This window comes from Trichococcus sp., from assembly GCF_055118575.1.
Genome location: NZ_JBSQPW010000022.1, coordinates 1 through 24,407, shown reverse-complemented (window position 1 = coordinate 24,407; position 24,407 = coordinate 1). Strand labels below are relative to the sequence as shown.

Genomic DNA, 24,407 nt, shown 5'->3' with positions numbered 1-24,407 from the left:
TTATTCACTTCCTCCTAAATATAATAATTATGCGATGGTGATTAATGCATCGCCGGCATTTACGACTTGACCTTGGTTCACATGGATTCCAGCTACTTTACCAGCGTGGTTTGCCACAACTTCATTTTCCATCTTCATCGCTTCAAGGATCATCAATGGCTGGTTTTCTTTTACTTCATCGCCGATGTTCACTAACACTTTTAGGATCGTTCCTGGCATTGGGGATGTCATTGCGTCTCCTGAAGCTGCGGAAACTGGCGCTGCAGTTGGTGCAGGTGCTGCCTGTTCTGCTGGTGCCGCTACTGGAGCTGCCGGTGCTGCTGCAACTGGTGCTTGAACCGGTTGTTGCACGCCGCCGATTTCTTCCATTTCCACTAAGTATTCCTTACCATCGATTGCGATCTTGAATTTTCTTAACATTTATAATTCCTCCTTATTATTTAACCTGACTTATTTTTTTTACGACAAATTTACTTTCAGGCATAGTGCCTGCCGCAAGGCTTGCGGAAATCAGCGAAACAAGATGAGCCTCGGGATTACGCTTCATAATATTCTTTACCACAAACTGCGATTTAGGATGATCTCCTGCAGCGATAGCTGTCGCGATGACACTGACTAATTCATATTCATTCGGATCAGTGGGTATAAAAGCTGGAATTTCAATCAGGTCATTCACGGGTGCATTTGCAGAAACAGTTGCTGACGGTACTAGCGCGGGTACTATTGTGTCCTTTTTCCCAAAGAAACCTTTGAAAAAAATCATTTTCTCACGTCCTTTCTATGGATTTAATCCCATTATAGAAATTTCTCTCATTAAAAACAGACCATTAAGTCTGTTTTATTGTTTTTTTTATGTTCTCAAAATCGAAAAAACACCAAAACCATTGTTACATCAACGTTTTCGGTCATTTAAGTCTTTTTTAATATTTGATTAAGCTGCATTTAAGAAAGCGTTTCAATTCCGATGTTTTTTTTGTGTGTTTTAAAAGTAACGGCTTTCAATTGACTTGCAAAGTAACTATTATTGCTTTTAGAGAGACACCCAAAGCAACTTCGGGATTTTTAAATTAGAAAAAATGTGAATTGATTCACTTTCTCCTTTAATTACCGAAGCGTAAAGGCGCTCTTAAAAAAACTTTTTTATAGTCGGAAGGAGAAAGAAAATGTTACTAACAGTTTTATCTTATGCAATGATTGCGATCTTCATGTTCGTTATCATGAAGAAAAAATTATCACCGTTCACCGCATTAGTTATCATCCCGCTTGTTTTTACGCTCATCGCTATGGCAACGGGTGTTACCTCAGGAAACATCGGTGAATTTGTTTTGGAAGGGGTAAACACAACCTCTAAAACAGGTATCATGTTATTGTTCGCAATTCTATACTTCTCAATCATGTTGGATACCGGTCTATTCGACCCTATCACAAAAAAAATGATCCACTTCGCTAAGGGCGATCCAATGAAGGTCTTGATGGCAACTGCTGTTGTCGCTGCCACTGTTTCCCTGAATGGTGACGGAACAACAACAACTTTGATCTGCGTTTCAGCGTTTCTTCCTATCTACAAGAAATTGAACATGAACGTAATGAACTTGGCTGTGCTGATCATCTTGCAGAACACAATCATGAACTTGCTTCCATGGGGCGGCCCGACTGCTCGTGCGATGGCTGTTCTGGAAGTTGATGCAAGTATCCTGTCTTACCTGGCTCCTGGTATGGTTTTGGCTTTACTGTATGTTATTTTCTGGGTTGCTCCACATATGGGCCGCAAAGAACGCGCTCGTCTGGGCGTTAAAGTCCTGACGGATGCGGAAATCGATGAAATGACGACTGTAACGGATCCTGAAACACAAGAAATCCGTCGTCCACAAAACTTCGTATTCAATGCCATCCTTACAGTAGGACTGATTGCATGGTTAGTGTCCGGATCATTCATCGAAGCTATCTCAATGCCGCCATTGATGTTGTTCTTGGTTGGTACGTGTATCGCTCTGATGGTGAACTACCCTGCTCTTAAAGATCAATCTTCCCGTATCGGTGCAAACGGCGGCGACGCTGTTCAAGTAGTTATCCTGGTATTCGCAGCTGGCGTGTTCATGGGCTTGTTCCAAGGTTCCGGAATGGCTACTGCTTTGGCAGAAAGCTTCGCAACTATCATTCCTAAACAATTGGCAGGTTTCTGGGGAATCATCATCGCCCTTATCTCTGCACCAGGTACTTTCTTCATCTCCAATGATGGCTTCTACTTCGGTGTCTTGCCTGTATTGGCTGAAGCTGGTCGCTCTTACGGATTCACAAACATGCAGATGGCTTTAGCTTCCCTGATGGGTCAAGCATTCCATTTGTTGAGCCCACTGGTTGCCTTCATTTACCTGTTGCTTCGTTTGACTGGTTTGGATATGGGCGCTTGGCAGAAAGAATCTGCAAAATATGCGTTGGGAATTTTCGTGATTTTCTTAGTGACAATCGTATTGTTCGGCCAAATGCCGCTTTACATCCCACAATAAACAGACGTATACTCCTTATAAGAAATCAAAAAGCCGAGCAGATTCGCTCGGCTTTTTGATATAAAGGCATTGGCCTCATGAATTGCTAACCAAAAATTAATCAAAAGATAATAGGATGAAGGGGAAAAAGATGAGCACTATAATCAAAGCAGTCAGCAAAAATTTGGACCTTAGTCAAAACATGCCACTTAAAGACCTGATTTACGAAGCTTTCCGCAAGACCATCATTTTAGGCGAGATTCCGGCTGGAGAACGCATCAACGAAAAAGAGTTCTCCGAGAACATGAACATCAGCCGCACACCCATCCGCTACGCTCTGAAAAAGTTGACCGAAGAAGATCTAGTGAAACATGTCCCCGGAGTCGGCGTCGTGGTGAGGGGAATCAGCATTAAAGATGCTTATGAAATTTATGATATCCGCAAAGCGCTGGATACCCTCGCGACAACAACAGCCATGAAGCTGATGACAGCCGAGGATTTCAAAGCGATGCGCTTGCATTTGGAACTTTGCGAAGTGCTGAATCAAGAAGATAAAGTAGAGGAACTGCAGCAGAAATTTTTTGAATTCAACGATTTCATATACGATAAAAGCCAGATGCAACGCTTGAAGTCCATCGTTTTGAAACTTTCGGAATATCTGATGTACTTCAGGGACATCTCGATCAGTTCGAAGGAACGGCGTGATTTTGCACTCGCGGAACACTGGTTGATTTATCGCGGGATGAAGACACAGGATGCGCTCCAAATCCAACTCATCACCCACGAGCATTTGGACCGTTCGCTGAATTTTATCGTCAAAGAAATGGAGAAACGTAAAATTGACTTTGAAACCAATGAATGAGTTGCTTGTCGAAATTGCCGGACAAGCCGAGAGAGCTCTCCTTTATGAAGTAGCATTGACACCCAAACCCGGTCTGGTGGACCGCAACAACAGCGGCGCCCATTCAGACATGGACTTCTTCACTTTTATGGACAGCATCGTCAGCCTGAGCCCTTACCTGTACCAATATGTAAAATTAGGGATCGAGCATGATGGAACCGCGAAAGAGTTGTTCCAGAAAGTCCGTTCGATGGGCGTCCACGCTGAAAAGGCGATGCTGGCTGCCACCAAAAATGTCAATACGCATAAAGGAGCCAATTTTTCATTTGCTGTCCTGTTGGGGGCGACCGGTGCCTGCATCGGTTGTGGTCTGCAGCCTCCTTTCACACAAAATGATACGCAAGCAGTGCTTTCCTATGCCCAAAAAATGAGTCATGGATTGGTGACGGATGATTTTGCCGATCTCGCTGCCAAAACCTCCTTGACATATGGAGAAAAATTATTCCTCAGTTATGGCATCTCCGGCATCCGTGGCGAAGCCGAAGCCGGCTACCCTGCCTTGGGCGAACTGCTTTTGCCGTTTTTCCGGGCGAATCAGGACCGGCCAACAGAAGTCGTTTTGCTTGAGGGACTCCTGCTGCTGATGGGCGCAGTCGAAGATGGCAACATCATCCATCGCGGCGGTATCGAATCCTGGCAGACTGTCAAATCGGAAGCAAAAAAACTCCTGCAGGCTTCAACGGAAGACAACCTGAAAGAGTTGATGTACAGCTATGACTTGGTGTTGATAGAAAGACATTTGAGCCCTGGCGGAGCTGCCGACCTTTTATCCTTAGGTATCTTTTTTGCAAAATTAGAGAATCTGTTCTGATTTTTTATTCGCCGTCGGGGCTGAACGTATAGCCAATTCCCCAGACAGTCTTCAAATAGCGCGGCTTTTTCGAGTCGTCCTCGATCTTGTTACGCAAGTAGCTGATGTAGACCATGATCAGGTTGTTGTCTATTTCCCCATCGTTCCAGACATTCGCATAAATCTGTTCCTTTGAAAAAACTTGATTCGGATTTTCCAGGAAAAACAGCATCAATTGAATCTCTTTGGATGAGAGGGCGATATCCTGCCCTCTTTTTTGCAGCTGATACAGATTTTTGTCGAAAGTAAAATCACCCACTTTGATGGTGCGACTATTGGGATTTGTTTTTTGTGACTGAATGGTCTTCATTCTTTGTAGGGTACTCAAAATCTGAGCCCGCAAAAGATTTGGCGAAAAAGGCTTCGTAATATAATAGTCCGCACCTGTTTCGAGACCATTGATGATATCGGTCTCGCTTTTTTTGCCGCTTATAAATATAATAGGGGTCAATGGGTAATCAGCGCGGATAAGCTGAGCCAAATGATAGCCGTCATTCTCATATTCCAGACTGATATCCAACAGAAAAAGATCAAACGTCACACGGGTCATGATATCCAGTGTTTTTTCAATGGAATCACTTTGGTAAATAAGAACGCCCGTTGATTGCAACGACTTCCAGATAAGACGCCGGATTGCGATATCGTCATCAACGACAAGTATTTTTTGATTGTTCATATTTTTCCTCCTCAATGTTCTCTAGTTTCGCAAGCAGAACATCGTTTTGTCAAGTAATTATTTTGATACTACGCACTTATCCAGAAAGGGTTTTCAAGATGGAAAACAAACCGACGACACGTATCATCAACATCATCATGACAGGATTATTCATCATCATCGCGATTACCTTGATCACAATTGCGGGCAGCTTCTACACTGTGGAACAGAATGCAAAAAAAAGCGGTCAGGAACAATTGATGCGCACCTTGAATTATGTGACCAACAACCTGAAGCTTGTCATCGAAAACCGGTCCCTGTCGCTTCAACATTTCTCCCATGAGCTGACTTCCGATAATCACCCGGAAGCGTCACTCTCCGAAGCCGATAAAGAGGCGATCATCGCCGCTTACTTGGAGTCCCATGAAGATCAGACAAATCTTTTGATCCAGCTTGACAGCTCAGGTGTTTTTGCGCAAGGTTGGCAGATCAATGACGGCATCATTCAGGACCTTTCTGAAGAAAGCGCCGAAACTTATCTGCAAGCGGACCCTAGTCTGGAATCATTACGCACCAGCGGCTCGCTCATCCAAAACAGCAGCGACTATTTTCTGGAGAACCAGTCTTTCGTCAATCTTTATTCCCCCATCGTTGCGCTCGATGGCCAAATCACTGGTTATTTCATCGCACCATTGAATCTTGAAAATATGTTCAAGGCGGAAATATTCAGTGACACGAGCGACTACAGCGGCTATCCATTGGTGAAGAATGCCGATATGGAAGTCGTCATCCATCCTGTCGAGAGTCAAGTCGGTCTTGATATCATCTCTGGCCGCCAAGAACAGTTCCCAAAACTGGATCTTTCCGATTTAAGACGCTTGGAAGAAGCCCAACTCACCCAAGAAGAAGGTACGCTCAGCTACTATTCCTATTGGTGGGATGAAGAAAATCCGACAAAGGTACTGAAACTGGGTGCCTTCGAGTGGATCGACATCGGCGCAGCCCACTGGGTCGTCGCCCTGAACTCGGATTTCTACGAGCACAACCGCGTCCCTATTCAAAACAATTATATCCTATTGAGTTTGTTATTGCTGATTTCTGCCATCATTCTCATTTTTATTCTGTTGATAAGAGGCTACAACAAGAAAAATCAGGCTTATGAAGAAAGCCAGCGCCTCATCGAAAAACAAAAATTCGAAAATGAGCGCCACCAACTGGAAAAAAGGATCCTGAAAGAAAGCAAACTGGAAGCCATTGGCCTTTTGACCACGACCATCGTTCACGACATGAACAATTTCCTGACGCCTATCCTGGGGAATGCCCAGTTGTTGATGGAAGACTATGCTGAGAATGAGGAATTGGTCAGCGAACTGAAGGAAATCTACCTTGCGGCAGAAAAAGGCAAGGATCTCTCAACAAACGTATTGCGTTTTTCCAAAGTCAGCGAAGGACAACAAGATACCGCGCACAATCTTTCAAAGGTACTCCAAGACACTATTTCCGAAATCACGATCCTGACACCGAAAAGCATCAAGGTTGAGAGTGATATCGCTCCCGGCATTTTGGTTGAAGGCTTCGACAAGCAGGACTTGCAGGTGGTCCTGTATAACCTTCTGACAAACGCCTTCCAAGCAATCGACAAGCGTCCCGGCCATGTCTCGATCAGACTGAAGAAAGCGGACGCTGAATGTAATGCCGAACTGCAGAAGCGCTCGATTGTGACCAAGGACAAGAATTTCGCGGTCTTATCCATCACTGATGATGGCCCCGGAATCGCGGAAGAATTGGAAAGCACTAACTTATTCGATCCCTTCTTCACCACAAAAGGCAGCAACGGATCCGGATTGGGATTGTTCGTGGTTTCTTCCATCGCCGACAAATATGACTGGCAAGTCAGACTGGACAGAGCCCAAAAAGGTCTGACTGTCCTGGTCAACATCCCCCTCCAGAAAAACTGATAACGCAATAAATGAAAACCAACAGCATTAGTCCTGATTCACGGGGAAAATGCTGTTGGTTTTTTCGTTTTAGAATTTGCGACACTTACAAAGACTGGACAACCCGATCAAACGCATGGATGGCCTCATCCGGAAGCGGATAGTCCGGGTTTTCTTGGTTGAACGTCTGCAGGAACGCCATGCGCATCGCCATCCGTTCCTTGACCAGCTTTTTGTAGTTTTCTTCTTCCAACGGTGGTTCGTAGCCAGGAACCTCCAGGTACGCCAATCCGGTCCCATCCCCGAAAGCTTTGAACGTAGCAGTCTCTTCGACGATGCTTTCGATCACGCCTAGAGTAACGTCTTTGGTGATGTCTTTATCCAGGAATGCTCCGGTGTTGATGATATAACAGTCCACGGCCTCTTTGCTCAGCAAAGCCCGGAAGTCTTCGTAATCTTCGATCAACGGATAGACGCGGAAGGGATTGGCATACGGTTCGATAACCAATCGATCCCGGTCCTCGCCCTTTCTTGCCGTTTCCGCAGTCGACCGCTTCGTCGCCAATGTCGCTCCGAAAGTGGCGGCAAGGATCGGATCCTCGATTCTGACGAGCGGCGGTAAGGAATCATCTTTCATGATCCAGTAGATGCCCTCGATCGGCGAATGGAATTTGTCCACTCTGTCCGGCGTCACATAACGCGACTTGACGGTGCGGCCATTCCCGTTTCGGATATCCTCCGTCACCAAGACCCGTTTCCCCTCCATATCCTTCGTCACGCCTACGTTCTGTGCCGTCAGGAAATATTCCTGTTCCGGATGATCAGCCGGATAATCCTGAGTCTTGTCGAAATAAGCCGGTTCCAATGCAATCGATGAACCGTCGAGCAGATCGATGATGAAGGCATCATCATGCAATACCTTCACTTTGTATTTTCCGTTGTGCTTCGAATGCGTCAGGGTCGATTTCCCTGAACCGGACAAGCCGAAGAACGCAAAGACGCGCTTCTTGTCTTCCAATACAAATTTCTTCAGACCACCATGGCAGGAAGCATAGCCGTTGCGATGCGCGGTCCCCCAAGCCAAAGATAGCGTGCCTTTTTTGAATTCCCCAAAATACTGCATGCCCAAAATGCAGGCAACGTTGTGATCGGGTTCAAAGTAAGCCAGGCCCAGCGGATAATCAGGATGGCGCCAATCGGGATCCGTATAGATGTAGATATCCCCTTCATCGTATTTTTTTGAATGCGCGTACAATTCATTGTACATATCATTGGCCCACTGGAAGTTCAACAACCAGGAATAAAGATTATTTTCGTTCCCTTCCGGAAAGGCGATATGCGCTTTGATGATGAACTCTTCATCCAAGCCGACATAGCCGATAGTCTGATGGTATTTCTTCGTACGGTTCTCGTAGATGACCTCACGGACAATCGCAATCAATTGTGCATCTTCCGCCTTGTCCTCGCCGACGATCCTTCTTGCTTTAGCGGTCCGGCCGACTATTTTGCCGCCGTTCTCGACCAGCACTTTGGCATCTTCAGGCAGACCCAGTTTTTCCGTCTCCTTGATGGGAAGGTCGGTTACGATGACCCCAGGGGATGCTTTCGCCAACTCATAAGCTTCGGCAAGCGTTTTTACTTCATGCATATTGCTGCCGTAGAAAGCAGTTTCGACTGTCGTGCGTAATTTGGTTAACAATGGATTGTTTTTTTTCAATGCGACTCTTTGATATGTTTCGATTGTAGCCATATGCGACCTCCGTAATTTTTATGCTTTCATTATAGTACGCTTTTCTGTATTTGTGCCGATTACAAGGTGTACTTATGCTGTGCTTCACATTTAAAACATAAAAAAAACACTAGCCTGGTGTGTGGCATCTTCGACGCCTTATCAGTGTTTTTTCTCTGTACTATGTCTGAGAGTACACAAAAGAAACACCACAGCCTTAAAACTTAATGCTACTATATATTCAACTAAACAAGTAACAACGGAGGGACAAAACATGCTTACCGTAGCCGAAGCAGTCAAAATACTCAGCAAAAAGAATATTACTCATTCAGAAGAAATGGTGCGCCGATGGATCCGCAAAGGAAAAATCAAGGATGCCGTGAAATTCAGCAATAAAGAGGGGTGGTTGATCCCAGAAAATTCACTGGAGGAAGTCATCGCAGCCAAAACCTATATGAACAGCGGCATCAAATCCACCAAGGAATACCGTAAAGGCTACCAGGATGCTTTGGCTTACATAAAGGAACGGGATTACGAGCTCATCAAACAATCTCCTCCCGTTTATGAGAAAGAATTCACGATTTACCGCGAGAATGCCTTGGACTTGGCTGAGGACATGCTGCCGGAAGAGCAGTTGGTCAATCCTTTCAAAAAATTCGTGGATGATACGCTGTTCAAGTGCAGCAATGCAGAACCGCTGTCTTCCATCGTCGTGAAAGTACTGAACAATTGGGTGCTTGTGGAAGATACAAACGACATCTACAATATCTCAAAACTGCCGAATCTGAATGTGACATTTGAAGACCACCTGACGCGCGCTCTTCTGCGCGACCAGTTCAACACATTCAAGAGAACGAACTTGGCAGTCTGAGTTCAATTCCATTAGGAGCTTGTCCGATAACCTATAAGTATCGGACAAGCAACGCTCAATCTCATCCGTGGTTGGCCGATTTCCCGCAAGTATCGGATAACACCAGTAGCGTGCTCACAAAAAAATCAGGGAGTCTACCCTCACTTTCGAGGCAACTCCCTGGTTTTCTTTTGCTGTTAAGTGTCGCGAATCGGCAGAACCGCCCGCATGGTTACATTTCTGAAAGTCTGTCCTTCACACTTTCATATTCCTCCTGCGTGATGAGTCCTTCCGCCAAAATTTCTTTTAAGCAGTTGATTTCCGCATCCAAAAAATCGGGTTGCGGATGCATTATGGAAGTTTCCTGCTCATCAGACTGGAGCGCTTGAATCTTATCCAAGACGACATGGAAATGAGGCTCTTGCTTCGCGTGACTGTTGGTGGACATTTCCACAAACCAACCATCAAACTTCATCCTCAGTTCCTCTTTCCGCATCTGCGTGTACTGGATGCTGAACACATCCTCTTTATGCCTGTCTTCTTCCGCCATCACTTTGGATTTGATCAGGTATATTTTTTCGTTGGTCACCAATACGTATTTTTTCGGATTCTCTTTCATTCCGAAATGAAGGTACTCCCCTTCAGAACAATATTGCTCAGCTAATTGCAGAATAACATCTTGGCACGTTACGGACACAACTGTCTTCTCACCAATCTTCACCATGTTAACACCCCTTCTGCTTCATCCCCGGGATTTTTCCCATCACTGATTTGCTCCCCCAACAGGCCTCAATCCTGAACCTGCGGCTGAAGTCCTATACCTCTATTATCGCATCCGGAGCAGGAAAAGTGCTGTTCTTCCGGTGTGCTTCGGCAAGTATTTCCGTCACGGAGCAGTATGACTTCCATCAAAAAAAACAGCAACGCAGAGGATCAAAAAATAGGCCTCGCGTTGCTGTTTCATTTATATTTTTTTCAATCCAGAATTGTTGGGAATCACATTATCGAAAGCCGGTTTTCACTTTCGCAGAACATCTTCCGCCGGCTCATTTCTTCTACAACAGCGGTCAAAAACTCCAGACGCTGCACAATGGAATCCAGCTCCACATACTCATGATCCGTATGAAAACCGCTGCCGACCAGACCGACGCTGCAGACCGTCGGAACCCCGACACTGGTCGTGAAGTTGGCGTCGGATACGCCTCCCGATTTCTTGAACGAAACGAACGTGTCAGTTTGCTTGCCGACATCTTCGAAGACGCTACGCAATGCTTTGGCTCCCGGTACGTCGACCATTGGCGGCCGCTTGCCGATCACTTCGATTTCAGTTTTGATTTCCATTACTTCGGCATGAGCCTGCAGTTCCTCCAGCATATCAAAGAAAGTTGTGACATCAGCAGGATTTGAGTAACGGTAGTCCAACTCCATTTGGGCATGCTCGGGGACGACATTCGGCACGCTGCCACCCTGTATGGTGCCCGCATTGACCGAAACGCCGGCATCGTAATCGATCAAAGTGTTCATACGTACGATCCAATGAGCCAGTTCGTTGATGGCGCTGCGCCCTTCCTGGGGAGCATCCCCGGCGTGGGAGGGTCTGCCCTTGAAATGGATCTTCAGTTTTTCGATGCCTTTCCGTTCTTTGATCATCGAACCGTCCGCTTCGCTCGGCTCCATGACGAAGGCGAACTTAGCCACTTTCGCCTTCTCGATGATCACTTCCCGGGAATAAAAGGAACTGATCTCCTCATCCGGATTGTGGATCACACAGATATTGAGGCTTCGCTCCAGTTCGGCGGACAAGTTTTCCATCAGATAGGCCGTCAGCAGGCTGCAGCCTTTCATGTCATAGACACCAGGCCCGTAAATCCGTTCTCCTTCAATCGTGAAAGGCCGTCTGCCCGCTTCTCCATCCAGGAACACAGTATCAGTATGGCCGATGAAGAGCAGATCGATCGGTTCGTCCGGTGCGTTTGTCGCCACCAAAACAGGTCCCACCTCCGGACCTACCGAAACCAGCTCGGTCAGAAAACCTTGCTGCCTATATTTCTCTTCCAAAAACGCCGCCACTTTTCGTGTGCCCGCAGGATTTCTGCTGCCACTGTCAATATTGACAATCGTCTCCAGTTCGCGTAAATACTGATTCCTATCGAAGTCCATTGCAATTCCCCCTTGGCGAAATTATAGCATCCACCTTAGCTCAAAATATACTATTTTTTTCAAGCGTTCTCAAATTAACCCTGACATTGGTTGTAGCCTTACCTGACGAAGCGGAAACCATCCGCTTGATTGTAGGCGAACATCTGAACCATTTTCCCTTTGCCCCGATTCCTTTCTAAGCTATTTTTACTTTTCAAGGTATATCCTTTTACATCCTCCCCCAACTGTTCTAAACTGGATAATAGTAAACGTTATCATATCAGGAGGTAATTCAATGACAAAGAAAGACGTATTCACTTTTTACAATGGTGTGACCATTCCTGCAATCGGTTTCGGGACTTGGCAAATCCCCAACGAGGAAGCCTATGAAGCAGTGACGATGGCTTTAAAGAACGGTTATACGCATATCGATACAGCGCATGCCTATCACAACGAGGAAAATGTCGGAAAAGCGATCCGCGACTTCGGCATTGCCCGCGAAGAAGTGTTCGTGACCAGCAAGTTGCCTGCGCAAATCAAGGATTTCGACGGCGCGCTGCAGCATTTCGAAGAAACCATGCGTAATCTCGGTTTGGAGTATTTGGACCTTTATCTGATCCATGCGCCATGGCCATGGAATGAGATCGGCAAAGACTGCACCGAAGGCAACATCCAAGTTTGGAAAGCCATGGAAAAGCTCTATGACGAAGGACGCATCCGCGCAATCGGTGTTTCAAATTTCTCCATCAAAGACCTGCAAGCGATCCTGGACAACTGCGACATCGTGCCGATGGCGAACCAGATCCCATTCTACATTGGCCGTGACCAGAAGGACTTGCTGACTTTCTGCAAGACGCACAAAATCGTTGTCGAAGCCTATTCGCCTTTAGCTACAGGTGCTATTCTGGATAGTCCGGAAATCAAGCAAATGGCTGACAAATACGGCGTGACCGCAGCGCAATTATCCATTCGTTACTGCCTGGAGAAGGATACTTTGCCATTGCCGAAATCAACGCATGAAGCGCGCATCATCGAAAATGCACAGCTGGACTTCACCATTTCGCCGGAAGATGTGGCGATTTTGGATGCGATGAAAGATGTCCGCGCAAATTAAATAAACAACAAAAAAATCCTTAAAATGGTTATGAGTGCCCATTTTAAGGTTTTTTCTATTTTTGCAGATGATAATTTTTACGAAAAATAGCAATCAATGCGCGTGTGCAGCTCCGGTGAGGCGCACACTGACCGAAGTTCTTCGGTAACTTTCAGCCGCAACTCCGGGGAGGCTTCCCTCATCGGAGGACGCCAGCGGAATGTTGACCGATCTACGGCGAAGGCACCGTTCACCGGAGCTAGGGCCCCCGCTGGCTTCAAAACCTTCGAAAAACGATTACCGGACAAACGAAAAAAAACAAAGAACCCAGTGTCCGCCTCCCTATGAGGCAGACACTGGGTTCTTTCATTATCATACTCCTTAGACCATACCCTCAATCCCTGTTTCGATGATTTCCATCTGCAGCAGGGTCTCCTCGTCCTTGGTGACTTTTTCCGCACCGTTCACGATTGCGTTGTACAGATCATCATAGACTCTGGCGTAATCGCCTTTCTCGGAGACAACTTTTTCTTCATGGTAGACACCTTCATCATCCATGTACGTCAGAACCCCGTAATGTTCCGGCAGGTCGACACCGAAATCGGAATTGTTCGGCATGTGGAATAGTTTCAGATGCTCTTCTTGACGGTCTCGGGTCTGTTTCACAAACATGCCCTTTTTGCCGTAAGCGACAAAGCTCGGACGCTCCTTCAACCTGAAGAAGCTGGATTTGATGGAAACCTTCAGATTCTGATAGTGGAAATCCAAATCGAAGTAATCGTTCATCCGGCCCGGCCCTAGCAATTGCCGCACATCATAATGGATTTTGTCAGGCTTGCCGAAATAGGAAAGGACCTGATCGATAGTATGGCTGCCGATTCCGTACAGGTAGCTTGTATCCTTTGTGAAGCTGTCGATCGCTAAAGGAATTTCCGGACGATAATAATCGATTGCTATCTCGACTTCCAACAGATCGCCTAATTTCCCGCTTTCGATGACTTTCTGCGTCGTCAGGAAGTCCGAATCGTACCGTCTGTTCTGGTAGCACTGGACCAGCAAGCCCTTTTCTTTCGCGTATGCAAAAATGGCGGCCGCTTCTTCGGAAGTTGGCATGAACGGTTTTTCGACCAGCACATTTTTGCCGTGATCCAAAGCTTGTTTGGCGAACTCGTAGTGGGAATTCGTATGCGTGCAGACGACCACCAACTGGATGTCCTCATCCTCCAAAATATCTGCAATATTCCCCGTGTACTGGATGCCTTCGATTTTTTCCCAATCGCTCTTCTCCGGATTCCGGCTATAGATTGTTTTGACTTTGATGTTGCTTCTTGATAAAGAAAACGGCAAATGATATCGGTTTGTGCTTTTTCCGTTTCCGATGTATCCGATTGTAAGCATACTATTTCCCCCTAAATGACTGAATCTTCTATCTATCATTGTAGCAATATTAAATATGATGTAAACCAATCAGAGTTCAATCGGTACAAAAGTACAGATTTTTTTGGGTCGGATGCGTACTTCTGGACCAAATGTTCAGTGCGGATTGTTCCATTGGTGTATTTTCTGTTGCAATGTTTGCTGATTTTAGTAAAATTGAAAATAAATATTGTGAGAGCCGCTCCGTCCCTGTATAATTAAATGTAAGTTACCGTTTACATAAGTTTGTAAACTTGGTTTTTCATCGTAGAGACAAACAGCAATTTCCATACTTCATTTTCATTAAACAGTTTTGACACTATAAGATTGGGGGAAACTTATGATACAGAAAAGACAGCCTACTATGAGTGGCGCAGAGGAACTCTCCGAGCGATTAAAATACGGTTTATTGGCCGGTTTTGCCTTATTGATGGGAGGTGTGGCCTTCCTCTTCAACAGTCCACGGGAGATTTATGAAGGCAACCTCACCATCCTGGCCTCTCCGGCTAACCTGCTGACGGACTATATGGCTTTGACGAATGTCGGATCGGCTTTGTTCAACGTTTCGCTGATGACGCTGCAGGCCATCTGGATAGTCAAAATGGCGGATGCCAAGATAAACGGCCCGATTATTGCTGGTATTTTGACGATTGCGGGCTTCGCCTTTTTTGGTAAGAATTTATTTAATTCCATGCCGATCAGCATCGGTGCCTTCACTTATGCAAAAGTCACAAAAGTACCGATGCATAAATCGTTGCTGGCTGCTCTTTTCGGGACCGCCTTGGCACCGTTGGTCAGCGAACTCTCCTTCAATCTCGGAATCGGTCAACCCTACGGTGTGTTTTTGGGGCTGGGCGCCGGTTTTGTTTCCGGCTTCCTGATTCCCCCACTGGCGCATCATTTCGTCACCTTCACAAGAGGATTCAGCCTCTATAACGTCGGATTCACCTGTGGCATCATCGGAACGGTCTTCATCTCCCTGATGCGCAACTTCGGCTTCGAGATTGAAACAGTGAATATTCTTTCCAGCGGCTACAACGGCCCCTTTTCAGCGCTACTCTACTCACTGTTCAGCAGTATGTTCCTGATCGGTTTCTGGTTCAACAGATGGAGCTTCCATGGATTGAAGCGGATCATGCGCCATTCGGGCCAACTTTCCACTGATTACCTGGAGCTTGGCGGTTTGGGTGCGACGCTCATCAATATGTCCTTGCTTGGTTTCCTTTCAACAACTTACATTCTGTTGATGGGTGGAGAAATAAACGGTCCGGTTTTGGGCGGAATCTTCACAGTCGTTGGTTTCGGAGCCTTCGGGAAAAACGTCAAGAATGTCCTGCCGATTCTGATCGGAGTCACTCTGATGGGAAGACTCAACTATCAGGACAACCAATCAACCATCGTCCTGATTTCGGCACTATTCGGAACAACCTTGGCGCCGCTGGCCGGCCGCTACGGGAACATAGCGGGCATCATTGCCGGCGCCATGCATCTGACGTTGGTCATGAATATCGGTTATCTCCACGGAGGAGTAAACCTCTACAACAACGGCTTTTCCGGCGGACTTGTCGCTTCGATACTGGTCCCCATTCTGGAAGCCTTCCACCTTCATCGGGATAACCAGCGGGCGTTGCGTGGGCCAGTAGATCCAGCTGATGAAGTCGAGATCGATCAAGCCAATTAACAGAAAAATGCCTTCAGTTTTTTAGGATTACGAGAGAGATGCCTCATGACGGAACCAAAATCCGTTCATGAGGCATCTTTTTTTCATATGAACAGACGGGTTGCCGCAATCGCCGTCATGATCATGATAATACGTTTGTACCATGTCTCATTGATTTTCCTGACAAATCTGATTCCCATCCAACTGCCGAATGCGATGAACGGAATCATCAGCACCATGTAGCTTAGCGTCCCCCAAGTGACGGTCCCCCACATAAAGATGTGAAAAGGTAATTTCACGACGTTCATCAGCAGAAAGAACCAGGCTGTCGTTCCGATCATTTTGTTCTTCGTGAGATCTTGCGAAAGTAAATACACATTAAAAATAGGCCCTGCGGCATTCCCTACCATCGAAGAAAAGCCACTGACAGCCCCCACCATCCAATGGAAAAACCGATTTTTGGGAAGCGGCAAAACTCTTTTGGCCACTTCTCTGTAGACCAACAACCCCAAACAAATCAAAACGACGATACCCAGTAAGGCTTTGAATTGCTTGTCATCAAGATAATTGCCCGTGACGGCCCCGACGGCGATGCCGATTACCACTGCTGGTAACAATTTCAGGACGTCACTGAATTTACCCTTTTTGCCGTACTGAAAGATGGCAATCAGATCCCCAAGCATCAGCATGGGCAACATGATTCCGGCTGATGCCTTCCCGCCGAACAGGACCGCAACGAGCGCCACTGCCGGTATTGTCGCACCCTGTATACCAGTCTTGGAAAAACCTATAATGATCGCCGCAACGATCAGCATCATCCATTCGATCCCGTTCAAACCCAGCATTGTATAAAAACCCCCTCCAACTATTCCTTTCATTTTACCGATTATACCCAAAAATGACAATGACTCAGAGACCACAGACAAGAAGACGCTTCATCTTCTTGTCTGTATGGAGAAAAATAAGCATTAATCGGGTTTGGCAGTCAGACAAACCTCGCATTTACCAACAGAAAGTGGTAAAATGTAAGCAAATACAAATACCCGCAATGACTGTTTCCCCCATCGCTCTTCAACGGGCCCACTTTTTTATTCAACAATTATGTAACCGCCTTCATCTCCTGACTTCTGACGCTTATACAAGGATTTTCACCTTCTCGAGGCTTTCCGGAATACGTTCGACTCTTCTTCAAGGTGATCTTTCTTTGTGTATTTTTCAGATCCATCACCTTTTTGCGCCCAAAACTCAAAAAAATTTGTAAAGGGTGTGACACACCATGATCGTCAACCGCAACACAATCAGAGAACAAAACGAAACCATCGTTTTGACAGCAATCATCAATCATCCCAATACTTCAAGAGCGGCCATCTCTCATGACTCCGGACTCAACAAGGCAACCGTATCCGAAATTGTCAAAAAACTTCTTAAGGAAAAACTTGTCGTCGAACTAGGTACAGGTCAAAGTTCCGTCGTTGGCGGCAGAAAACCGGTATTATTGAAGGTGAATGCGAATGGCGGATACGCGATGAGTTTGACCATTACACAAACAAAGATTTCTTCGCTCGTCTGCAATCTGCAAGGCAAAATTGTCGCCCAGTATGATTTGGTGAGGAAAGTGGAAGCAAGCAATATCATCGACAGCATCGAGGAAGTGGTTGTTTACCACAGGAAGAGCCTCGCTAAGACGCCGTTCCGCTTCGTGGGCATCGTTGTGTCCATCAACGGTTTTATGCATGAGGATGAGATAGTAACATCGACTAACAAAATGTTGGAGCATCTGACTGCCAAACATCTGGAGAGCGACGCCATTGACTGCCCGATCTATCTGGAGAACCAAAATAGCCTGGCTGTGATAGCCGAAGCGGTGTTTGCCCACTCTCCAGGGAATATCATCAGTATCAATCTGGATGAAGACATCGGTTCTGGAATCCTGTTGCAGAACCGATTGTTCCGAAGCAAACACAGCCTGGCGGGCAATCTGGGCCACACGATCCTCTTTCCGTTCGGGAAAGATTGTGATTGCGGCAAACAGGGCTGCCTGAACCAATATTGTTCAACGGCTGCTTTGGTTGCAGAAATCAGGGACCTGAGGAAGGATTCTTCACTTCAACTGGCCGATCTGATTGCATTGTACAAAAGCGGTGATGAAGAAGCCCAAAAAGTACTGAACCATCTTGCCCTGCATATGAGCATCGCAATCAGCAACGTCATCAGCCTGTTCGATCCGGAAAAAGTTTATCTGAATGGCGAGCTTTTCCGTGCTTTACCTGAATGTGTGACAGCAATCCAAACGGAATTGAACCGGCAATCAGAGCAAATAGTTCCAGTGAGCTTGTCCACACTTGGGGAAAATGGAGCTCTCCTAGGCGGAATCGCGTTGGCACTCCAGCATTTCTTCCAAGTGCCGCAACTACAACTGCATTTTGATGATTGAAATTTTGAATATGAATTAATTTTCGGAAAAATTAATCAGCCTCTTTCTATCGTCACATCCTCACGGGTGTGACATTTTTTTTGACACTCTATTGCTTTTTGTTGATTATTAATATAAAATTTTAGATGCAGATGCATGTATTCGGTTTCATGAAACGACATTCCATATTGTGGGATGCCTTTTTGTTATACGGAAAGTCTGATGTGGATCACATCCACTTATTACGATGTAGAAAGGAACTATCATATGACTTTACGCCACTATCTATCCTTTTTTTCTGCGGCCTTTTTGATCATGGCCATGTACATTGCCGGTAACGCGGTCGGTTTCTTCGTTGAGCTAATCACTACGGAACTGGGCTTTACCCGCAGTGCCTTTTCACTTTACATCAGTCTGTCGACTTTGACCGGCGTTTTCGTACTTCCCTTGATCGGGCAGTTTCTGCCAAAATTTGGTGCCAAACGCTTGCTGATCGGAGGACTCTGGGTTTCATTAGGATTTGTCTGGTTGGCATTCGCCACCCATTTATGGCAATTTTATTTGGGCGGTATTTTCCTAGGTTTGTTCATGATGCCGATCACTATGTTTTTGGCGATTTTATTGATCAACAATTGGTTCTCTGCCAAAAAAGGTTTGATGATGGGCTTATTGAATGCCTCCGGAGGACTTGCGGGAGCCATCGTTGCAATGATCATGCCGGCATTTCTGGATAATTTTGGTTGGCGCATGGGCTATTTTTTGATTGCGGGTCTTTTTGCGCTTTTGACTGTTCCGAACGGCCTCTTTTTGCTGGTTGAAAATCCCGGCACTATCGGCCTAACCGCTTATGGGGCTGAACCATCCGTTCAAACCGAGAGCAATGAACCTTTTCATGATTTGTCCATCCCTTATGAAGATGCCAAAAAGATGAAACCGTTCTACATTCTGTTCGCTGGAATCTTTCTTTCCGCATTCGGAGGCGGGATGATGCAGCACTTGCCGGCGCACTTCAGTGGGATGTCCTTCACATCCGGACAGGTTGGTACGCTGTTCTCGCTCGTCATGGCCGGCATGATCATCGCCAACATTTCGGTCGGGGCTATCAATGACAAAATCGATTCGACAATCACCATCACAGTTGTCGTTGCGTGCATGGTGATTGCCTTGTTCTTCCTTGCGACCACTCGTTCATTCCTGGCTTTAACGATCGTCATGTTCATCCTCGCGTTCGGACTCGGCGGACCAGCTGTGTTGACTCCCTTGGTTGTGAGCGAAGTCTTCGGTATCGGGGATTACCCGCGTATCTGGTCTATCCTCGGTATGGCGCCTTCCATCGGGATGTCCATCTCCGGTCCGCTTTGGGGAGCCGTTTACGACGTGACCGGCTCTTACGCAATCGGCATGTTTACGATGATGGGACTTACCATCATCTACGGCATCTGTTACCTTTTCGCACTGAAAAGAGGGCCGTTGAAACAGCCCTTGAATGTATCCGGCATCTAAAATCAGGAATTTTGAAATCACGTGCAGTCAGCCGACTGTACGTTTTTTTTTGCATAGACCAACTGGATTACGGGATTCCGGAATTCCGCCTTCTCCGGCGAGTAGTATCCTGGCCGCAAGAGAGACTGCCTTCTACCGGTGTTCTCCGGTGAGAGTGTTCTGACCGGAGTTCCGGCCTTTTTCTACTGGTATTCTCCGGGGGAGCCTGTGTTAACCGGGGTTACGGTCCCAAAACGAAACCGCAGACCATTTTTCATGTCCGCGGTTTTGTTTTTTCTATTTTTTCAGCCATTTTTTCAATGGGTTGCTTGTCTTCAGACTGTCCAATACCTCTTTGATGTCCTGATCCTTGCTTCCCATTTTCAGCCGTTCCTGCATTTTTTCGCGCATCAGCATCTCGATGTTGCTCAAATCAGGGTATTTGCCGTCTTTTTCTCCTTTGGCCACGACTGTAAGCACTTCGATGTAGCTCATTGCCAATGCGGTTGTCAGGACGGCAGCCGTCGCGCCGCTGATGACCCCTCCGACGATAGTCCCCGCACCGGGGATCAGCTTCAGCAAGTTGGAAACGATATAACGGCCCAGATAAGTGGCGCCCCCTGTTCCGCCTACAGCTCCGATCACACTTGTGATGGCGGCTTTATCCATCGAAATGCCGAAGATCGCGGTGATGTGGGCCAGCATGCCGATCTGCATCGGAACTAGGACAGTCGCATCGGAAAAAGGGATCGGTGTGAAACCGACACCGAATGTGGTCGCAATGTATTTAGTAGCCCAACTTCGGGATGCTTTCGCTTTCCGCGCGATATCCACCTGTTGGGCATTGTTAAAAGCCTCTTTCGTCTCCTCCGGAAGCACTGCAAACGTACGCTCGATCAGTTCCTTCAATCCGTTCTGCGGAATCACCAGTTCATCCGTTATGGCGTACGGTTCCGCCATAACGTTCAACACCCCAGCAATCGGCAAGTTCAGATTTTCGATGTATTTCTTCAGCTCGTTCGCTGGTTTTCCAATCGATTGCGTCAGGACGACCAACACCGGCAACAACGCGGCAAGTTCTTCCATAAAGGCGATCTCCGATTCCTCAATGCGCGAGGAATGCGCATTGATGCAATAGTAGACCAAATGGATTGCCTTATCGGATCCTTCCTTTTGGCTTTGCTTGATGGCCTCGATAATTTCCTGCTTTACTTCGGTCTGGATTGGATGGCTCAATTCCAGCCCACGCGTATCGTACAACACGATCGGCATGCCTTCCTTCGCGATCCTGCGCAAATGTTTCGTTACGGGTTTGCCGATGCCGGTCTCAGCCATCCTTTCCCGGAAGACATTGTTGATGAGCGTACTCTTCCCGACACCCGTCTTCCCCGCCAAGAGGATATTGACGGGATGCATATTTTCCACTTCTTCTTTTGTCTTATTCAGTATCTCCTGGACCACATTCAAATCAAGGTTGCCTCTCGCCATGACGTTTCCTCCTGTCGCTCAACCGCAAAAATACTGTTTTTGCAGAACGATTATGTTCCCCTGGTTATTTCCACCATGCTTTGGGAAATGAAATAATACCCATATTCTCCCATCCGTTCCGGCGAATCTTTCATACCGCTCGTCACCCATGAGTAGATCATTCCTTGATATGCGAACGAAACGGCTGTTATCCAATGTTCATAAGGTATGACGGTTTTGTTCGACCGGATCTGTTGCTCCAGCCGTCCCCTCAAGTAGGTATTGAATTTGAGCGGAAAAGAATAGCTGCTTCTCCCGTTGAAAAGCACACGGAAGAAGCGTTCATTTTCTTTGATGTAATTGAAGATATCCGTGAATGCTTCAACTGTCTTTTGCCTGAATTCCGTTTCCGATACACCGGACAAAGCCGTTTTCGTAATGGCTTTCCCTCTGTCCTGAAGTTCCAAAATCAGTGCATCAATATTTTTCTCCAACAAATCATGTTTATCTATATAATGCAGGTAAAAAGTACCCCGATTTACTTTTGCTCGCTGGGTGAGCTCCCTTACCGTCACTTCTTCTATGGATTTTTCTTCCAACAATGTTATCAACGCATGCAGAAGGTTTTTCTTTGTGGCTATGACGCGCTTATCTTGAGATTGTTTATCAGGATTCATTATTTGCTCCTACTTTCAGAGTTTGATTAGGGAATCTTTGCTGATATAGACTTCCAAAATACTAACATTATTATAGTATAGCCACTCCGAGATAACAAGTTTAACGACCGCTTTTCAGTAGCTGCTGCACGTCAAAAAAACTGCTCGGGCCGTTTGAATGGACTCGAGCAGTTTTTTCGGATAGAAAACGAGCCAACGCCGTTTCCATCAATTAATCGTCATTGTTTCCACCGCCGAAAAGCAACAACAGACGGAGCAGTTGCAGGAAGCTCATGAAGGCTGCCGCGACATACGTCATGGCTGCTGCGACAAGAACTTTGCGGGCTTTCGGCACTTCTTGCGCATTCAGGATGCCGCCATTCGACAGGATCTTGAGCGCGCGTCCGGATGCATTGAATTCGACAGGCAGTGTGACCACTTGGAAGAGGAAACTGAACGAGAAGAAAAGGATCCCCAAATTAAGGAACGTCTGGTTCATGCCTGCGAACACGCCAATCATGATCATCGGCATGGAAAGCGCCTGACCAAAATTGGCAGCCGGAACCAAACCTGCACGCAAGCGCAACGGAATGTAATTTTTTTGGTCCTGGATTGCGTGACCGACTTCATGGGCTGCAACGCCGATAGCCGCAACCGAGGTCGAGTTGGCTGTCGTGTCGGAAAGACGCAACACTTTAGCGCGCGAATCGTAGTGATCGGTCAGATCCCCGCGGACGCGTTCAATCTGCACATCATGGATGCCCGATTGCTCCAGGATGAAGCGCGCTGCATCCGTAGCGGTGTAACCGTTTTGGCTTTTCACTTGGTTATAGGTATGGAAGGTACGTTTGACGAATCCCGAAGCGATCATGGAAACCACGATACCGAGGATGATCAATATATAGGTGCTATCGAAGAATGGATACAACATGTTTCATCAACCTTTCTTTTTGTTACTCTACAGTATAGCATCTGATTGTGAAGAAAAGATGAAGGATGCTTACACAATTTCAATTTTTATGAAATTCTTTAGATATTTAGATATTTAGATATTCGGCCTGACTAAAACATGCCAGCAGGAAGAGAAAGAGAGAGAGAGACCCTCAACTCCGGTGAGTGAACCTTTCATTGGAGGACACCGGTATCTCCTATCTTCAACTTCGACAAAACCTCCTTCATCGGAGAACAGATGTAAAAATGTAGGCTGAACTCCGGCGAAGCCTCCTTTCACCGGAAGAAAAACAAGGGCCGCCTCGAAAAAATGAGACAGCCCCAATCTTCTATCCTTGTTTCCGGTATTTTTTCATGACTGCGACTAGGCGCTCCATCGCTTCCATCAGCGTTTTCGTAGGGGCGCCCAGGCTGATCCTTTCATAGCCACGGCCCTCGTCCCCGAAGATGTAGCCTTCATCCAGGAACACTTGCGCCTCCTGCTCCATGATTTCTTCCAACTGCTTGTGCGACAGACCGAATACACTGAAATCCATCCATTGCAGATACGTCCCTTCCAGATCGAAGACAGTCACTTCCGGCAGTTCCTTCGCCAGAAAATCTTTCAGCGTCTCATGGTTATGCCAAATCAAGGCTTTGAATTCTTCCAGCCAATCCGCGGCGGACGTGTAGGCGATCTCTGTCGCCTTCAAGCCGATGACGTTGGTCCCACCGCCGATGCCGGTCATTTCCATATCCATCCGGAAAGCCGTTTGTAGCTTCGGATTCGAAATGATGACATTGGAATTGCGCAGGCCCGCAATATTGAAGGATTTGCTGGCGGCGGTTGCCGTGATGCAGATGTCCGCTGCCGTATCGGATACGGTTGCCATCGGCGTGAAGACATGGCCAGGCATGATCAGATCATGGTGAATTTCATCCGCCAAAATCAAAACATCATTGGCCGCACAAATGGTGATGACCCGCTCCATTTCTGATTTTGTCCAGACACGGCCGACCGGATTATGCGGGTTGCTGAAGAGCATAAGCTTCGTTTTCGGATCCTTGGCTTTCTCGGCCAAGCCATCAAAATCGATTTCGTAGCGATCTCCGTTGCGGACCAATGAATTGTTGATCAGCGTCCGTTTTGTGTTCTTGATCGATTTCATGAACGGATAATAGACTGGTCCCATGTAGAGAACCCCATCGCCCGGCTCGGTGTAGGCCCGGATAGCGGAATAGAAAGCCGCAATGATGCCCGGTGTACAGATGATCCATTCCTTTTCGATATGCCAAGCATGGCGCTTTTCCATCCATCCGATGACTGCCTGATAATAGTCTTCCGTAGGGAGATCATAGCCCATCACGGCTGTTTCGATATATTCCTGCAGTCCTTTAACGATCTGCGGTGCTGTCTTTATGTCCAAATCCGCTACGGAGAAAGGAAAAACATCCTTTCCCACACTTGGATTGCTTCTGTACATGGCTGCCCATTTTTCGGACCCGGTGTTGCTCCGGTTGACGGGTGTTTCAAAATCATAATTCATCTATTCATCCTCCCAAGCATTTGACTTACTTTTCATTCTAACATTTGATTTGACAATTACCACACCTAATCAGATTTTAATCAAAAAAAATGGAGACTCCCGACTTTTACAGTTTAATCAATCAAAAAGTGCTAGAAACGTTAATTTTATAATGTTTCTAGCGCTTTTCACTTGTTTTTATATTGTATATATGGAT

At 46.5% G+C, this 24,407-nt stretch carries 21 protein-coding genes; 9 read left to right on the top strand and 12 right to left on the bottom strand.

Features of this window, described 5'->3' with window-relative positions:
• Positions 1 to 27: 27 nt before the first annotated feature.
• Both ACTCCX_RS07545 and ACTCCX_RS07540 read right to left on the bottom strand, forming a co-directional pair.
• Positions 28 to 420, bottom strand: coding sequence for an acetyl-CoA carboxylase biotin carboxyl carrier protein subunit (locus tag ACTCCX_RS07545; RefSeq protein ID WP_463275428.1), 393 nt, complete (start codon positions 418 to 420; stop codon positions 28 to 30).
• A gap of 16 nt (positions 421 to 436) precedes the next feature.
• Complete coding sequence (locus tag ACTCCX_RS07540) at positions 437 to 763, bottom strand: hypothetical protein (RefSeq protein WP_463275427.1); 327 nt, start codon at positions 761 to 763, stop codon at positions 437 to 439.
• Between the two features lie 400 nt (positions 764 to 1,163).
• On the opposite strand from ACTCCX_RS07540, the gene ACTCCX_RS07535 reads away from it, so the two are divergent.
• The 3 genes from ACTCCX_RS07535 (at position 1,164) to citG (ending at position 4,198) form a co-directional block, all read left to right on the top strand.
• A complete protein-coding gene (locus ACTCCX_RS07535; RefSeq protein ID WP_463275426.1) occupies positions 1,164 to 2,507 on the top strand; it encodes a CitMHS family transporter in 1,344 nt (447 codons plus the stop codon).
• A 130-nt stretch (positions 2,508 to 2,637) separates the two neighbouring features.
• Positions 2,638 to 3,348, top strand: a complete 711-nt coding sequence (locus ACTCCX_RS07530) for a GntR family transcriptional regulator (RefSeq protein WP_463275425.1) — start codon at positions 2,638 to 2,640, stop codon at positions 3,346 to 3,348.
• Positions 3,326 to 4,198: a triphosphoribosyl-dephospho-CoA synthase CitG gene (gene citG, locus ACTCCX_RS07525; protein ID WP_463275424.1), complete on the top strand. Its 873-nt coding sequence runs from the start codon at positions 3,326 to 3,328 to the stop codon at positions 4,196 to 4,198. Before ACTCCX_RS07530 ends, citG begins: the two co-directional genes overlap by 23 nt.
• A 4-nt stretch (positions 4,199 to 4,202) precedes the next feature.
• Here citG and ACTCCX_RS07520 read toward each other — a convergent pair whose 3' ends face one another.
• Positions 4,203 to 4,913, bottom strand: a complete 711-nt coding sequence (locus tag ACTCCX_RS07520) for a response regulator transcription factor (RefSeq protein WP_463275423.1) — start codon at positions 4,911 to 4,913, stop codon at positions 4,203 to 4,205.
• Between the two features lie 98 nt (positions 4,914 to 5,011).
• Here ACTCCX_RS07520 and ACTCCX_RS07515 point away from each other — a divergent pair, with 98 nt between their 5' ends.
• Positions 5,012 to 6,850 carry a sensor histidine kinase gene (locus tag ACTCCX_RS07515; RefSeq protein ID WP_463275422.1) on the top strand — a complete coding sequence of 613 codons (1,839 nt, stop codon included), beginning with the start codon at positions 5,012 to 5,014 and terminating at the stop codon, positions 6,848 to 6,850.
• 85 nt (positions 6,851 to 6,935) lie between these two features.
• Here the strand turns inward: ACTCCX_RS07515 and ACTCCX_RS07510 are convergent, their stop codons facing one another.
• Complete coding sequence (locus ACTCCX_RS07510; protein WP_463275421.1) at positions 6,936 to 8,579, bottom strand: phosphoenolpyruvate carboxykinase (ATP); 1,644 nt, start codon at positions 8,577 to 8,579, stop codon at positions 6,936 to 6,938.
• Positions 8,580 to 8,832: 253 nt separating this feature from the next.
• Between ACTCCX_RS07510 and ACTCCX_RS07505 the strand changes: the two genes are divergently transcribed.
• Positions 8,833 to 9,429, top strand: coding sequence for a helix-turn-helix domain-containing protein (locus ACTCCX_RS07505; protein ID WP_463275420.1), 597 nt, complete (start codon positions 8,833 to 8,835; stop codon positions 9,427 to 9,429).
• A 211-nt stretch (positions 9,430 to 9,640) separates the two neighbouring features.
• Here ACTCCX_RS07505 and ACTCCX_RS07500 read toward each other — a convergent pair whose 3' ends face one another.
• Together ACTCCX_RS07500 and ACTCCX_RS07495 are read right to left on the bottom strand one after the other, a co-directional pair.
• Entirely contained in the window at positions 9,641 to 10,132 is a 492-nt protein-coding gene (locus tag ACTCCX_RS07500; protein WP_463275419.1) for a hypothetical protein, read from the bottom strand.
• Between the two features lie 272 nt (positions 10,133 to 10,404).
• Positions 10,405 to 11,568: a M20 family metallopeptidase gene (locus ACTCCX_RS07495; RefSeq protein ID WP_463275418.1), complete on the bottom strand. Its 1,164-nt coding sequence runs from the start codon at positions 11,566 to 11,568 to the stop codon at positions 10,405 to 10,407.
• A gap of 274 nt (positions 11,569 to 11,842) precedes the next feature.
• Here ACTCCX_RS07495 and ACTCCX_RS07490 point away from each other — a divergent pair, with 274 nt between their 5' ends.
• Complete coding sequence (locus ACTCCX_RS07490) at positions 11,843 to 12,661, top strand: aldo/keto reductase (protein WP_463275417.1); 819 nt, start codon at positions 11,843 to 11,845, stop codon at positions 12,659 to 12,661.
• Between the two features lie 360 nt (positions 12,662 to 13,021).
• Here ACTCCX_RS07490 and ACTCCX_RS07485 read toward each other — a convergent pair whose 3' ends face one another.
• On the bottom strand, positions 13,022 to 14,038 hold the full coding sequence (locus tag ACTCCX_RS07485) for a Gfo/Idh/MocA family oxidoreductase (protein WP_463275416.1): 1,017 nt from the start codon (positions 14,036 to 14,038) through the stop codon (positions 13,022 to 13,024).
• A 358-nt stretch (positions 14,039 to 14,396) separates the two neighbouring features.
• Here ACTCCX_RS07485 and ACTCCX_RS07480 point away from each other — a divergent pair, with 358 nt between their 5' ends.
• Positions 14,397 to 15,737, top strand: a complete 1,341-nt coding sequence (locus tag ACTCCX_RS07480) for a DUF1576 domain-containing protein (RefSeq protein WP_463275415.1) — start codon at positions 14,397 to 14,399, stop codon at positions 15,735 to 15,737.
• Between the two features lie 83 nt (positions 15,738 to 15,820).
• Here the strand turns inward: ACTCCX_RS07480 and ACTCCX_RS07475 are convergent, their stop codons facing one another.
• Positions 15,821 to 16,561 carry a sulfite exporter TauE/SafE family protein gene (locus tag ACTCCX_RS07475; RefSeq protein ID WP_463275414.1) on the bottom strand — a complete coding sequence of 247 codons (741 nt, stop codon included), beginning with the start codon at positions 16,559 to 16,561 and terminating at the stop codon, positions 15,821 to 15,823.
• A gap of 431 nt (positions 16,562 to 16,992) precedes the next feature.
• Here ACTCCX_RS07475 and ACTCCX_RS07470 point away from each other — a divergent pair, with 431 nt between their 5' ends.
• Positions 16,993 to 18,150, top strand: a complete 1,158-nt coding sequence (locus ACTCCX_RS07470; RefSeq protein WP_463275413.1) for an ROK family transcriptional regulator — start codon at positions 16,993 to 16,995, stop codon at positions 18,148 to 18,150.
• Between the two features lie 246 nt (positions 18,151 to 18,396).
• Complete coding sequence (locus ACTCCX_RS07465; protein ID WP_463275412.1) at positions 18,397 to 19,632, top strand: MFS transporter; 1,236 nt, start codon at positions 18,397 to 18,399, stop codon at positions 19,630 to 19,632.
• 276 nt (positions 19,633 to 19,908) lie between these two features.
• Here ACTCCX_RS07465 and ACTCCX_RS07460 read toward each other — a convergent pair whose 3' ends face one another.
• The 4 genes from ACTCCX_RS07460 to ACTCCX_RS07445 all read right to left on the bottom strand — a co-directional run bounded on the left by ACTCCX_RS07460 (position 19,909) and on the right by ACTCCX_RS07445 (position 24,211).
• Positions 19,909 to 21,099 (bottom strand): YcjF family protein, encoded by a 1,191-nt coding sequence (locus ACTCCX_RS07460; RefSeq protein WP_463275411.1) that lies wholly within the window; start codon positions 21,097 to 21,099, stop codon positions 19,909 to 19,911.
• Positions 21,100 to 21,149: 50 nt separating this feature from the next.
• Positions 21,150 to 21,755, bottom strand: coding sequence for a TetR/AcrR family transcriptional regulator (locus tag ACTCCX_RS07455; RefSeq protein WP_463275410.1), 606 nt, complete (start codon positions 21,753 to 21,755; stop codon positions 21,150 to 21,152).
• Between the two features lie 211 nt (positions 21,756 to 21,966).
• Positions 21,967 to 22,665, bottom strand: coding sequence for a zinc metallopeptidase (locus tag ACTCCX_RS07450; protein ID WP_463275409.1), 699 nt, complete (start codon positions 22,663 to 22,665; stop codon positions 21,967 to 21,969).
• A 349-nt stretch (positions 22,666 to 23,014) separates the two neighbouring features.
• Positions 23,015 to 24,211, bottom strand: coding sequence for a MalY/PatB family protein (locus ACTCCX_RS07445; RefSeq protein ID WP_463275408.1), 1,197 nt, complete (start codon positions 24,209 to 24,211; stop codon positions 23,015 to 23,017).
• Positions 24,212 to 24,407 lie beyond the last annotated feature (196 nt).